This is a genomic window from Streptomyces sp. NPDC021100 (assembly GCF_044333095.1).
Lineage (GTDB): Bacteria > Actinomycetota > Actinomycetes > Streptomycetales > Streptomycetaceae > Streptomyces.
In genome coordinates, this window is record NZ_JBIRQH010000020.1 from 17,345 (window position 1) to 30,205 (window position 12,861).

10 protein-coding genes are annotated in these 12,861 nt (G+C 76.3%); 2 read left to right on the forward strand and 8 right to left on the reverse strand.

Going from position 1 to position 12,861, the window contains the following annotated elements; translation table 11 throughout:
- Nucleotides 1-139: 139 nt before the first annotated feature.
- The 7 genes from ACH4PU_RS28715 to wrbA all read right to left on the reverse strand — a co-directional run bounded on the left by ACH4PU_RS28715 (nt 140) and on the right by wrbA (nt 7,544).
- Complete coding sequence (locus ACH4PU_RS28715; protein WP_398278146.1) at nt 140-1,261, reverse strand: cytochrome P450; 1,122 nt, start codon at nt 1,259-1,261, stop codon at nt 140-142.
- Nucleotides 1,258-2,862 (reverse strand): cytochrome P450, encoded by a 1,605-nt coding sequence (locus ACH4PU_RS28720; protein ID WP_398278149.1) that lies wholly within the window; start codon nt 2,860-2,862, stop codon nt 1,258-1,260. Before ACH4PU_RS28720 ends, ACH4PU_RS28715 begins: the two co-directional genes overlap by 4 nt.
- Nucleotides 2,859-3,494, reverse strand: a complete 636-nt coding sequence (locus tag ACH4PU_RS28725) for a GTP-binding protein (RefSeq protein WP_398278152.1) — start codon at nt 3,492-3,494, stop codon at nt 2,859-2,861. The genes ACH4PU_RS28720 and ACH4PU_RS28725 overlap by 4 nt, the downstream gene beginning before the upstream one ends.
- Nucleotides 3,472-3,834, reverse strand: coding sequence for a DUF742 domain-containing protein (locus ACH4PU_RS28730; protein ID WP_398278155.1), 363 nt, complete (start codon nt 3,832-3,834; stop codon nt 3,472-3,474). Before ACH4PU_RS28730 ends, ACH4PU_RS28725 begins: the two co-directional genes overlap by 23 nt.
- Nucleotides 3,831-4,238: a roadblock/LC7 domain-containing protein gene (locus ACH4PU_RS28735; RefSeq protein ID WP_398278398.1), complete on the reverse strand. Its 408-nt coding sequence runs from the start codon at nt 4,236-4,238 to the stop codon at nt 3,831-3,833. Before ACH4PU_RS28735 ends, ACH4PU_RS28730 begins: the two co-directional genes overlap by 4 nt.
- 29 nt (nt 4,239-4,267) lie before the next feature.
- Nucleotides 4,268-6,682, reverse strand: a complete 2,415-nt coding sequence (locus tag ACH4PU_RS28740) for an ATP-binding protein (RefSeq protein WP_398278158.1) — start codon at nt 6,680-6,682, stop codon at nt 4,268-4,270.
- Nucleotides 6,683-6,926: 244 nt separating this feature from the next.
- Entirely contained in the window at nt 6,927-7,544 is a 618-nt protein-coding gene (gene wrbA / locus ACH4PU_RS28745) for an NAD(P)H:quinone oxidoreductase (protein WP_398278161.1), read from the reverse strand.
- 301 nt (nt 7,545-7,845) lie between these two features.
- Between wrbA and ACH4PU_RS28750 the strand changes: the two genes are divergently transcribed.
- Nucleotides 7,846-9,003: a transaldolase family protein gene (locus ACH4PU_RS28750; protein ID WP_398278164.1), complete on the forward strand. Its 1,158-nt coding sequence runs from the start codon at nt 7,846-7,848 to the stop codon at nt 9,001-9,003.
- Between the two features lie 175 nt (nt 9,004-9,178).
- The gene (locus tag ACH4PU_RS28755; protein ID WP_398278167.1) at nt 9,179-11,200 is read left to right on the forward strand and encodes a helix-turn-helix domain-containing protein; all 2,022 of its coding nucleotides are present in this window, start codon (nt 9,179-9,181) and stop codon (nt 11,198-11,200) included.
- Nucleotides 11,201-11,217: 17 nt separating this feature from the next.
- Here the strand turns inward: ACH4PU_RS28755 and ACH4PU_RS28760 are convergent, their stop codons facing one another.
- Nucleotides 11,218-12,468, reverse strand: coding sequence for an IS701 family transposase (locus ACH4PU_RS28760; RefSeq protein ID WP_398278170.1), 1,251 nt, complete (start codon nt 12,466-12,468; stop codon nt 11,218-11,220).
- Nucleotides 12,469-12,861: the final 393 nt, after the last annotated feature.

Below are 12,861 nucleotides of genomic sequence, written 5' to 3' on the forward strand. Positions count from 1 at the left end.
AGAGGATCGTAAGCGTTCGGTCCCCCGGTCGCCCACCCGCCACCCACCGGGGCCGTGTTCGGACTGGTGGGCGGCGGGCGGGGGCGTGCTCGCCGTCCGGCGGAGGACGGCCGCTCAGGCCGTGCGACAGGACGGCCGCTCAGCCGTGCAGGAGGGCCGGGAGGGACCGGTGTCCGTTGGAGATGAAGGAGTCCACCGGCTCCAGGCCGCCGTCCGGCAGGCCGCCCGCCTCCGGCGCGAGGCGCAGCTCCGGGAAGCGGGCGAAGAGGGCGGGCAGCGCCACGGTGGCCTCCAGCCGGGCCAGCGGGGCGCCGAGGCAGAAGTGGGCGCCGTGGCCGAAGGAGAGGTGGTCCTTGGTGGCGCGCGTCACGTCGAACACGGCAGCCCCCTCGCCGTACAGCTCCGGGTCGCGGCCCGCCGCCGCGTAGGCCGCGACGATGGCGTCGCCCTCGCGGAGGACGGTCCCGTCGTCGAGCGTGATGTCCTCGACGGCGTAGCGGAGCGGGAGGTTGGCGACGGGCGCCTGGACGCGGAGCGCCTCCTCGACGACGTCGTCCCAGCCGGCCTGTCCGGAGCGGACGAGGGCGAGCTGCTCGGGGTGGGTGAGCAGCAGGTGGATGGCGTTGTCGAGGAGGTTGACGGTGGTCTCGTGGCCAGCGCTGATCACCAGCAGCAGGGTGTCGACCAGCTCCTGCTCGCTGAGCCGGGTGCCGTCCTCGTCGTCGCGGGCCGAGATGAGGACGCTGGTCATGTCGTCGCCGGGCTTCTCGCGCTTGGCGGCGACGAGCTCGCCGAGCAGCCGGTAGATCTCGGTGTAGGTGGCGGTGACCTCGGCGGGGTCGGCGGAGGTGTGGAAGATCGAGTCGACGCAGCGGCGCAGGCCCTCGCGGGCGTCCTCGTCGTCGATGCCCATCAGCTCGCAGATGACCCGGATGGGCAGGGGGTAGGCGTAGCCCTCGCGGAGGTCGACGACCGTGCCGGGCCCGGCGGCGGCCAGGCCGTCCAGCAGGTCGGCGGTGATCTTCTCCACGCGGGGGCGCAGGGCGGCGGTGCGGCGGGCGGTGAACGCCTTGGCGACCAGGGAGCGGAGGCGGCGGTGGTCGGGGCCGTAGGCGGTGAACATGTTCTGCACGGCGACCCAGGTGTAGAGGGACCACTCCGGGGAGATCTCACCGTTGATCCAGGCCGGCCAGTGCTGCCGCGGGTCCTTGGAGACGCGCGGGTCGGTGAGGAGCCGCTTGAGCAGGGCCTGGGAGGTCACCGCCCACGCCACCACGCCCCCAGGGAGCTCCACGGGGACCGCCGGTCCGTGGGCCCGGATGCGGGCGGCCTCGCCGTGGATGTCCCGGCCGGCGGGGTCGATCGTGACGGGGCAGGTGGGACGTTCCATCTGCGGTCTCCAAAAGTCTCGGGGGTGGGAGCGGGGATGCGAGCGGGAACGGGAGTGGTCACGGAGGGCCGCGGGGCGGTACGGGCGGGCTCTGCCCCGGGGCGGCCTTCCGCCGTTCCCGTCCGCCGCCCCGGTACGGACGCCGACGCGACCGCCGGTACGGGCACGGGCTGCGGCGGGAAGCGGACGGGCAGCGCGGTCAGGGCGCGGTGGAAGGGGCCGGGCCGCCACACCAGGCGGTCTGCGGGGACGGCCAGTTCCAGGTCGGGCAGCCGGTCGAGGAGCCGTTCCACGGCGGCGGAGGCGATCAGCCGGGCCGGGTCCTTGGCCGGGCAGTGGTGCGGGCCGGCGCTCCAGGCGAGGTGGGCGCGGTTGCCGGTGCGCTGCCCGGAGCGGTGGCCGGGGCGGAGGGCGGGGTCCGTGTTGGCGGCGGCGAAGCTGACGACGACGGGTTCGCCGGCGCGCAGCCGCACTCCCGCGAAGTCGAGGTCGGCCGTCGGGTAGTGGACGCCGTAGTTGGCCATCGGCGGGTCGAGCCAGAGGACCTCGTCGAGGGCGTCGTCGACGGGCATGCTGCCGCCGGCCAGGTCGCCCGCGAACCGGTCGTCGCAGAGCAGCAGCCGCAGGGCGCCCGCGATGAGGTTCTGCTGGGGCTCGGTTCCGGCGCCCATGAGCACCACCAGCTGGTGGATCATCTCCTCGTCGGTGAGCCCGGCCGGGTGGGCCATCAGCCAGGAGGTCACGTCCGCGCCGGGCTGCCGGCGTTTGAGGGCGATGAGCTCGGTGAAGGTGCTGGTGACGAGGGCGTTGGCGCGCTCGGCGTCGACCCCGTCGAAGATCCCGGACATGCCCTCGACGAGCCGGTCGCCCAGCGCGGGCGGGCAGCCGAAGAGCTGGTTGAAGACGAGCAGCGGCAGCACCTTGGCGTAGTCGCCGAGCAGGTCGGCCTCGCCGGCCGTGGTGAACCGGTCGACGAGCACGTCGGCGCTGCGCTCGACGTAGCCGCGCAGGGCGTTGGGGTCGATGCGCTCCAGGCTGTCGGTGACCGCCTGGCGGAGCCGCCGGTGCGCCTCGCCGTCGGTGAAGAGGCAGTTGGGCCGGTACGCCATCATCGGCACGACGGGATTGTCGGGCGCGACGCGGCCGTCCGCCAGGGCGCGCCAGCGGCGGGCGTCCTTGGCGAACGCCTCGGGGCTGCGCAGGACGTCCAGGGCGGCGCGGTAGTCGGTGACGAGGTGGGCCCGGACGCCCGGGGCGAGTTCGACGGGGGCGACCGGCCCGTACCGGCGCAGCCGCCGGTAGACGGCGTGCGGGTCGGCGGCGAAGTCCGGGCCGTGGAGGGGGGTGACCTCGTGAGCCGGGCCGTGGAAGGAGGTGCCCTCATGAGGGGGCGCCGCGCCCTGGTGGGCGGGGCAGCCGGCCGGAGGCTGACTCACCCCGGCCGTAGGGGTCGCACGTGTCACATGAGTCACATGGGCTCCTGGGCGGTGCGGGCGTGCAGGTGGTCCACCAGGGTGATCAGGGCGCGGGTGGCCGAGATCCGGTCCCGGGCGTCGCAGGTGACCAACGGGGTCTCGGGGAGCAGGTCGAGGGCCTCGCGGATCTCCTCCTCCGGGAACACCGGCGCGTCGTCGAAGTGGTTGACGGCCACGGCGTACGGCACGCCGTGCTCCTCCAGCAGCCCCATGACGTCGAAGGAGTGGTCCAGCCGGCGGGTGTCGGCGAGGACGAGCGCGCCGAGGGCGCCCTGGATCATGTCCAGCCACAGGCGGGTGAAGCGCTGCTGGCCGGGGGCGCCGAAGAGGTAGAGGACGAGGCTGTCGCTGAGGGTGAGCCGGCCGAAGTCCATGGCGACTGTGGTGGTGGTCTTGCCGTCGAGCCCGGCCAGGTCGTCCACGTGCGCGCCGGCCTGCGTCATCGTCTCCTCGGTGCGCAGCGGCCGGATCTCGGACAGCGCGCCGACGAACGTCGTCTTGCCGACGCCGAAGTGGCCGACGACGAGCAGTTTGGCCGCGGTGCGGACGGTTCCGCGCAGGTAGACGCCGCCGCCGTCGGGGACACCGCTGGGGGAAACGCCGCGGTCAGAGGCGAGCGCGGAGTCCATCGAGCACCTCCTGGAGGATCTGGGCCTCGGGCAGTTGTGCCGAGGGGATGGGCGCCCTGGTGCTGAGGTGGCCGCTGTCCACGAGGTCGCTGAGCAGCACCTTGGTGACACTGACGGGCAGTTCGAGGTAGCCGGCGATCTCGGCGACCGACAGGGCGCCGCCCAGGCAGAGCTCCATGAGGCGGTGCTTCTCCGGGCTGAGCCCGTCGAGCGGCCGGTCGCCGTGCGCCATCACCAGGGTGACCAGGTCGAAGGTGTTGCGGGTCGGGTGCGACCGGCCCTCCGTGACGACGTACGGCCGTACCAGCCCCTTGGCGCGCCGGGGCACGGCCGGGGTCACGCCGGGCTGCCCGGGCCGCCCTGCCACTGGGCGTCGTGCCGCGGCGGGCTGACGAGTTCCTTGCCGAGCCGGTCGACCGTCTTCTGCATGCGGTAGGTGACGGCCTCCATGTCGACGTTCTCGGTGGCGGAGACGGCGAGATAGGCGCCCGGGCCGGCCGCGATCAGGAAGACGTAGCCGTGCGCGAACTCGATGAGCGTCTGCCGCCAGGGCGTCTCGTGCCGGGCCGGGTGGGTACAGAAGTCCGCCGTCGAACGGCTGATGGACTGCAGCCCGGAGAGCGCCGCCGCCTGCCGCTCGGCCTCGTCGCGCGCGATGCCCGCGGAGTGGGCGCGCAGCATGCCGTCGGCGGAGAGCAGGATCGCGTGGCGGGCCTCGGGGATCTTCACGACCTCGTCCAGCATCCAGGCCAGATCGTTGTTCAGGTGGTCGTTCACGCGTGCGGGTTCCCTTCGTCTTCTGCGGGGGCGGCTGCGGGGTGCGGGCCTGGGGCGGGGGGCTGCTGGGGGTGCGGGTGGGGCTGCGGGTTCGGGTAGAGGTACGCATCGGGGGTGGCGGCGGGGCCGCCCGGCTCGGCGGGGTACGGGCGCGGGGCGCCGGTGTACGAGCCGGGGGGCTCGGCGTACGGATCCGAGGGGGTGGTGTACGCACCCGGTGCGGCCGGCCGGGCGGGGCCGGGGGCCTGTCCGGGCCGGGGAGCGGGGCCCGCGGTGCGGTCCGGGGTGCGCTCCGGCGCCCGGCCCGGCGCACGGTCCCGCGCGGGGTCCTGGGGCCGTGCCCGGCCCTGGGCGGGCGGAAGCGCGCTCCCGGTGGGACGGGGGCTGCCGGCCCCGGGGTACCGGCCGGCGGCCTCGGCGGGCCGGTCCATACGGCCTGCGGTGCGATCGTCGCCGGCGGCGGGCCGATTCGAGGCAGACCGGTCGGCGCCGCCGACGGGTTCGTCGACGGCCTCGGTGGCCTGGGCGTCCTCGGCGGCCCGCCCGGAACCGACCACCGGCCGATCACCGCGAGCGGCGGGCCAGTCGGTCCCGCTGACGGACCGGTCCGCGCCCTCGCCGTACCCGCCGGTGCCACCGGCAGGCCGGTGGGTGACGGGTCGGCCGGTGTCGTCGGCAGGCCGGCGGGCACCCCCGACGGGCCGCTCGGCGTCGGCCTCCGCGTCGGCCGCGGACGAGTCGAAGGCCCCCGTGTGCTGGCCGGCGCCCGCGGCGGGTCCGGCGGTGCCGTCGGCCGTACCGGCGGACCGGCCGGCGCGCCCGGAGCGCGTACCGCGGGCGAACGCGCCCATGCGCCGGGCGGTTTCCTCCGCCGTGCGTTCCTGGGCGGCGGGCGCCGGCGTCTCGGGGGGCAGGGGCGCCGAGCCCGCCGGCGGCCCGGCCGGGCGGCGCCGGCGGCGCTTGGGCAGACCGCCCGCGGTGGTCCCGGCGGACGGAGCGGGCCCCTCGGCGGGCGTCCGCGTTCCGCCGGGCGGAGCCGGGGAGGCCGCGGCGCCCGGCCCGGAGCCGAAGGTCTCGTCACCGGACGGCCCGCCCGCGACGGCACCGTACGGCAAGGCGACGGGCGGCAGTTCACCGGACGGCCGGGCAGCGGGCGGGCCGGAGTCCGCCCTGCCGGCGACGGACGGCCGCTGCCCGTCGCCCGGGCCGGGCACCGGGCCACCGCCCGGACCGTACGCCGGGGGACGGCCCTGGCCGGCGGGAACACCCAGGGGACCGGATCCGCCGGGAGCTCCGCCCCCGGAACCGGCCGCCGGCCCGTCAGGGCCGCCCCGCCCCCGGCCCCGCCCGCGCGCCGGTCCCCCGCCCGACGCGCGCGGCGCGGCGAGCGGCGTGGTGCCCGGACCGTCCAGTTCCAGCTGGGTGAGGAGCGCCGTGGGCAGGAAGACGACCGCGCGCACACCGCCGTACGGCGAGCGCGTGTCGACGGAGACGCTGAAGCCGTAGCGCGCGGCGAGCACGCCCACGACGGGGAAGCCGAACTGCGGCGGGTCGCCGAGCCGGGAGACGTCCACCGCGCGGCGTCCGGAAAGCAGGGCGACGGCCCGGTCGATCTCCTGGCCGTCCATGCCGACGCCGGCGTCGTCGATGAGGACGCAGGCGCCGTTGTGCACCGGCTGGAGGCTGACCTCCACCGTCGTGTTGGGCTGCGAGTGCCGGGCGGCGTTGTCGAGGAGTTCGGCGACGGCGAGGACGACGGGTTCCACGGCCCGGCTGACCACGGCCAGTTCCCCGTCGCCGTGCACCCGCACCCGCCGGTAGTCGCGGATGCGGGAGGTGGCGCCGCGGACGACGTCGGTCAGCGGGGAGGCGACGCGCTGCCGCCCGGGCCACGAGCCGCAGAGCACGCCGATGGCCTGGGCGCGCCGCCCGAACTGCGAGTTGGTGTGGTCGATCTCCAGCAGGTCGCGGAGCACGGCGGGGTCGTCGTGCCGTTCCTGCATGCCGGAGATGGCCTGCTGCTGTTCGTGCGCCAGCCCCTGGAGAGCGCGCATGGACGCGCGGAGCGCCGCCTTGGCGGACTGGTCGGCGCGCTCCTGCGCCTTGTCCACGGACTGCGCGAAGAGTTCCGTCACGGCCTGGAGGCTGTGGGCGAACGCGGTGCCGGTGAGCCGTTCGTCGAGCAGGCCGGGCAGTGGCTCCGATCTGTCCATCGAGTCGGCGACGGCCGGCAGGCGCACGTCGACCAGGCGCGCGGCCTCCTCGTCACGCGCCCGGACGTTCTCCTCCAGTGCGGCGGCGCGGGCCCGCAGCGCGGTGGTGACCGTCCGCTGCCGGGCGAGCAGGACCACCACGGCGGCCAGTGCCACGATCAGGCACCAGACCCCCGCCTCCGGTATGTGATGCGACATCAATTCCTCTTGGGCACCGGGGTACGCGTACGGCTGGACAGGTCAGCAGGTCACGGCGGCCTGACCTCCTGTCCAAAAGCGGAATACGCGGATCATCCAATCACACCTGTGACCCTGCGTCCGGTTCCCTTCTCGAATTACGAACATACGAACGCCTCCCGTCCGCCCAGCGGAGGGCGTGCGGGAGGCGACAGGGGGTTTCCGGCCGATATCCGGCCGGAACTCATCACGCTGGGGACGCCCTTCAGGCCGCCGAAAGTCCCGCGCCGAGCGCCTTGGCGATCTCCACGACCCGGCGGGCCTGGAAGGCGATCGAGGCCAGGTTGTCCGGGTGGACGTTGCCCGGGACGTTGTCGGTGACGCTGCTCGCGCCGTACGGGTTTCCGTTGGCCTGCTCGAACTGGACGGGGTCCGCGAATCCCGCCGGGACGATGACGGCGCCCCAGTGGTAGAAGGTGTTGTTCAGCGCGAGGATGGTGGATTCCTGGCCGGCGTGGGTGTTGTTCGACGAAGTGAAGGACGACACCACCTTGTTGACCAGCTTGCCCTGGAACCAGAGGCCACCGGTGGTGTCCAGGAACTGCTTCAGCTGGGCGGCCGGCAGCCCGAACCGGGTGGGCGTGCCGAAGAGGATGGCGTCCGCCCAGTCCAGGTCCTCCAGCGCCGCCTCGGGGACGTCGCGGGTGGCGGCGGCGTGGGCGGCCCACGCCTCGTTGCGCTCGATCGCGCTCTGCGGGGCGAGTTCGGCCACCCGGCGCAGCCGCACCGCGGCGCCCGCCTTCTCCGCCTCGGCCGCGGCGGCCTCGGCCATCTTGTGCACGTTCCCGGTGGACGAGTAGTAGACGACGGCGACGTTGGTCATGGCCGTGGGGGCTCCTTCGCTGGTCAAGGGGGAAGCGCTCACAGGGCGAGCGCCGGATCATCGTGACCGCCGCCGTGACCCGGACCAAGGACGGACCGCGCACTACGTCAACTCTCCGGCGCATCGGCCGCATCCGTGCCCGACGCCGCATGGACGGGTATGTGACGAAGTAGCGGACGAAGTGGGGGCGGACCGTTCGACGGCGGGCCGGGCCGCTTCCTAAGGTGCCTGCGGGAGCCGGGCGTTGGCCCCCGACCGCCACCGGGAGCACCCGGCGGGAACTCAGGAGGAGGCCGCGTCCATGGCGGAGCACGTGATCGGCACGGCCGGGAGCCCGGTGCACGCCCTGGCCGCCGAGGGCGTCTCCCCCTGGCTCGACGGGCCGTCCCGCGCCCGTCCCGCCCGGGCCGCCGAAGGGGTCCGCGGCGCGGTCTCCGACCCCGCCGCCCTCGCCGCCGACGCCGCCGGGGACGACGGGTGCCGGGAGCAGCTCCGCCACCTCGCGCAGCGCTCCGCCGCGCCGGACACCGCCGTCCTGGCCCTGTGCGCGTACGACCTGCGGTCCGCGTGCGACGCGCTGCGCCCGGTCTTCGACGCCTCGCACGGCCTCGACGGCCACGCCTCGATGGACCTCGACGCCCGCCTCCTCCACGACCCCGCCGCGACGGCCGCCGCGGCGGCGCGGCTGCACCGCGCCGCCTTGCGGGACAACGCTCTGGTCAAGGTCCCCGCGACGGCGGCCGGCCTGGCGGCCGCCCGGGTCTGCCTGGAGCGGGGCGTGGGCACGCACCTCACCGAGGTCTTCTCGGTGCGGCGGCACGGCGACGCGCTCGACGCCTGCCTCGACGGCCTGGACCGGGCCCGCGCGGCGGGCCGCGACCTCGCGCGCGTCCCGGTGTGCGTCTCGCTCGCCGTCGGCCCGCTGGAGGACGCGGTCGACGCGCGCCTCGCCGCCCTGGGCACGGCGGAGGCGGACGCCCTGCGGGGCACGGCGGCGCAGGCCGCGGCCCGGCTGGCGTACCGGGCGTACGAGGAACGGCTGGCCGGCGACCGGTGGCGGACGCTGGCCCACGCCGGGGCCCGCCCGCCCCGGCTGCTGTGGCACGTCGGCGGGCACCGGGCGGACGCGGACGGCACCACCCGGGTGCTCCGCCGGGTGGAGTCGCTGGTCGCCTGGGGCACGGGCGTCGCCCTGCCAGCCGCCGGCCTGGACGCGGTCGCCCGCGCGGGCCGGCTGCGCGGCGACACCCTCACCGACCGGCACGGCCCCGCCCACGACGTCCTGACCCGTCTGGAGCGGCTCGGCGTCTCCGTCGACGGGACGGCGGCGGCACTGGCGACCCACCGCCTGGACCGGCTGACCGCCGCATGGGCGGCGCTGCGGACGTCCGTCACCGAACAGCTCCGGCCGGCCGACGCCCCGCCGCCCGCGCGACGCGGCCCCGCCGGACACCCTTGACCCTTGCGTCACTTGTGTGCCTCCGCATACCTTGGCGCCTTGGCCGCGTAGGTGCCGCAACCGGGGTCCGGGGATTACGGGCCCCCACACCCCGCGCACCCCGCGGCCCGCGCCATGCCGCGCCGCCGACGCGCGACCCGTCCGTCGGGACGCGGTCGGTACCAGGGAGGGGCACGTGTCGTCGGACGCATCGGGGACACCGGAGGCGGCGGGGCAGCCAGAAGCAGCGGAGCAGCCGGACACGGCGGGCGACGGCACACTCTGCGCCCTGCGGGTACTGGAGCTGCTGGACGGCGGCGCACCGCCGGACCGGTACGAGGCGCTGCTCGCGGACGCCCGGCGGGCCGGGGCCGGGGCCACGCGGCCGGCCGCCCTGGAGCGGGCCGTGCGCCTCGGGCTGGCGGTCCGGTCCCGGATCGAGGCCGAGCAGCAGCGGGCCAACGACCTGTCCGCCCTCCTCGACACGGCCTCCGACCTGACGGCCCACCAGGACCCCGGCGCCCTGATGAAGGTCGTCGTCCGGCGGGCGCGCCTGCTGCTCTGCGCGGACATGGCCTGGATCGGCCTGGACGACGACGCGCTGGACTGCCACGTCGTCCGCGCCTCCGAGGGCCACATCACCGACCGCAACATGGGCCTGCGGATCGCCCGGGGCGCCGGACTGGGCTCCGCCACCACCCGCCGGGACAACCCCTCCCCCTTCTGGACCCCCGACTACCTCCCGGACGAGCGCATCGAGCACAGCCGGGACGTCGACGACGTGGTGCGGGCCGAGCGGCTGCGCGCCGTCCTGGCCGTGCCGATGGTGCACGGCACCCGCCCGGTGGGCGCCCTCTACATCGGGGAGCGCAACGTACGGCACTACACGCCGGCCGAGGTGACCCTGGCCGGCGCGCTCGCCAACCTGGCCGCGGCCGCCGTCGAACAGGCCCGGCTGGCCGAGCGGAACGCGTCGCTCATCGCCGGGCTCGAGCGCCGTACCACCAGCGTCGAGGCCGGGCTGCGCGGCGCCCGGGGGCTCAGCGAGACACACCACCGGCTGATCGAACTCATCCTGGACGACGGCGACCTGACGGCCCTCGCCGAGGAGGTGCGCCGCGAACTGGACGCCGACGTCCGGGTCTTCGGCGCCGACGGCACCCCGCTCACCACCGCGGGCGACCCGCCCGCCTGCGGGGCCGACGACGTGCTGCTCTCCGGCCTGGGGGCGCACGCGGCCCGCGAACCGGTCGAGGTGGCCCCGGGGTTCTGGGCCGTGCCGATCGCCGCGGGCACCGGCCACCTGGGCACCCTGATGCTGCGCCCCCGCCGGGCCCGGCGCCCGTGGACGGCGGCCGAGGAACGGCTGGTCCGGCTGGTCGCCCAGGTCGTGTCGGTACAGCTGCTGGTGGAGAGCAGCCGGGCCGCGATCACCGAGGGGCAGGCCCGCGAGGACTTCCTCGGACAGCTGCTGCTCGGCCCGGGGCGCCCGCCCCGGCAGCTGGAGCAGAGCGCCCGGCGGCTGGGGATCGACCTCCGCGCGGACCACGTCGTGGTGGTCGCCCGCCCCGAGGGCGAGGCGCGCGGCCGGCCCGCCGTCTGGGCCTCGTCGTACGCCTCCCGGAAGAAGGGGCTGAAGGCCATGCACCACGGCTGCGCCGTGCTCCTGCTGCCGGGCTCCGACCCGGGAGCGGCGGCCCGCTCGGTGGCGGCGGAGCTGTCGCCGCTGCTGGAGCACCCGGTGACGGTGGGGGCGGCGGGGCCGGTCGCCGATCCGGCGTCGGTCCGGCACGTCTTCCAGGAGGCGCTGCGCTGCCTGGAGGCGATGACGGCGCTGGGCGCCACCGGGCGCGCCGGGTCCCTGGCCGACCTGGGCTTCCTGGGGGTGCTGCTGTCGGACCACCACGACGTCGAGGGCTTCGTCCACGCGGCCGTCGGCCCGGTGATCGACTACGACGCGCGGCGGTTCACCGATCTGACCCGCACCCTGGAGACGTACTTCGAGGCGGGCGGCAGCCCGACCAACGCGGCCAAGCGGCTCCACGTCCACCCCAACACCGTCGCCCGGCGGCTCGAACGCATCGGGGAACTGCTGGGACCGGGGTGGCAGGAGCCGGAACGGGCCCTGGAGGTGCGGCTCGCCCTGCGCGTCTTCCGCGTCCGGAACACCCTGGCCGGGCCCGACCGCCCCCCGGAAAGCCGGCCTCAGGAGAGCTGACGTCGGGAGAGGCGGCCTCAGGACACCCGGTCCAGACGCGCGTCCCCCGCCGCCCCGCCCCCCTCGATCCGCCGCGTCAGCGCGACGACCGCGTGCGCGGCGGAGGCGAGCGTGGTGTGCCGGTGCCAGCCGCCGAAGGAGCGCCCGGCGAAGTCCCGGAGGCCCACCCGGTCCCCGATCTCGTGGAAGTCCCGGTCCACCCGCGCCGGCAGCCGGGTCAGCCGCAGCAGCGCGGCCGGCGGCACGTTCAGCAGGTCGGTGAGCCACAGTTCGGCGGGCCACCGGCCGGCCCGGTCGGACCCGTCCCCGATGCCCAGCAGCAGCATCTCCCGGCGCCGGACGGGCGCACCCGGCACCGCCCGCGCCACCGGCAGCCCGACCCGCGCGGCGGCGGTCCGCGCGGTCAGCGGCGCCCCGGGGGTCCCCTCGCGCCAGAGCACCGGGCGCCGCAGGTCCCGGGCGGCGGCCATGATGTGCTGGGCGGTGAACGTACCGCCGCGGCCGGGCAGCGTAGGCTCGGACAGCGTCAGCCGCAGGCAGCCGCCGACCCGGGCGAGCACCGGCACCCCCACGGCCCGCAGCCTGGGGAGCGCCGCCAGCGTGTCCGCCTCCCGGGCGTCCAGCACCACCGGCCGCACCGGCAGGCCCCACCCCCGCGTCATCCCGGTGAACGCCTCGACCGCGCACTCCCCCCAGCTCTCCTCGGTCACCGAGTCCGGGATGCCGGCCTGGCGCCGGCGCGCCGGGTCGTCCAGCCAGGCGCCGGAGAGGTGCAGCCGCCAGCCGACCGGGACGGCGAGGTCCGGAGCGGCCGCCCAGACCCCCACGGCCTGCTGCGAGTTGAGCACCTGGCGGGCGGCGGGGCAGAAGCGGCGCTCCACGCCGACGGAGTTGTCGCCGACCTTGGGGATCGTCATCGGCCGCACCACCCACGCCTGCGGGGGCGCGGCCCGCGCCACGTAGTGCGCCAGCTCCCGGCGCACCGGCCCCCACGCCCACGGGGAGGCGGCGACGAAGTGGTGGAGGCTCTGCTCGGCGGCCGGGCCGCCGGTCTGCGCCGCGATGTTGCGGATGGACTTGCGGCCCCGCGCGCCCAGCAGCCCGCGCAGGTACGCCTCTCCGCGCCGGCGCTGGTCGGTGCGGGGCAGGGAGGCGAAGAGGGACGCGCCGAGGTCGGCGAAGATCAGCTCGCTCGCACCCGGTCCGGGCGCCGGCGACCGCCGTCCGGCCGTCGCCAGGTGCCCGGCCGTCCTCTGCGCGGCCGTCATGGGCGCACGCGTCGTGTCCGCGGCCGTCCCGCTCATCCCTTGTCCCCCACTTCGTCGTCGTACCGCCGTCGTCGTGCCGCCGTCGCCGTGCGTCGGCCGGACCGGTGACCACCCTCGCCCCGGGGCCCCCGCCGGGCACAGGTGTGCCGGGCACCCGGTGGGCCCGCCGGACGGTGGTCCGGCCACCAGGGCGGCGCGGAGGGGACGAGCGGGGGCGCGCGGGGCGTCCTGTGGGGGTGTGCCGGGGCCACCGCTCTCCCTCTGCGGCACCGGCCGCGCCCCGGCGGACGACGGCCGTGCGGCCGGTCGGCGGGTCCGGGGGGTCGGGCGGCGGGACGTTGCGGCTACCGTGGTGGCGTGCGCCGACGGGAACGAGACACCCGTGGGCGCGGT

What these genes read in the sequence shown, in the direction of transcription:
- ACH4PU_RS28725 (WP_398278152.1), bottom strand. Translation starts at nt 3,494, where the DNA reads ATGGACTCCGCGCTCGCCTCTGACCGCGGCGTTTCCCCCAGCGGTGTC.
- ACH4PU_RS28735 (WP_398278398.1), bottom strand. Translation starts at nt 4,238, where the DNA reads ATGCTGGACGAGGTCGTGAAGATCCCCGAGGCCCGCCACGCGATCCTG.
- ACH4PU_RS28740 (WP_398278158.1), bottom strand. Translation starts at nt 6,682, where the DNA reads ATGTCGCATCACATACCGGAGGCGGGGGTCTGGTGCCTGATCGTGGCA.
- wrbA (WP_398278161.1), bottom strand. Translation starts at nt 7,544, where the DNA reads ATGACCAACGTCGCCGTCGTCTACTACTCGTCCACCGGGAACGTGCAC.
- ACH4PU_RS28750 (WP_398278164.1), top strand. Translation starts at nt 7,846, where the DNA reads ATGGCGGAGCACGTGATCGGCACGGCCGGGAGCCCGGTGCACGCCCTG.
- ACH4PU_RS28760 (WP_398278170.1), bottom strand. Translation starts at nt 12,468, where the DNA reads ATGACGGCCGCGCAGAGGACGGCCGGGCACCTGGCGACGGCCGGACGG.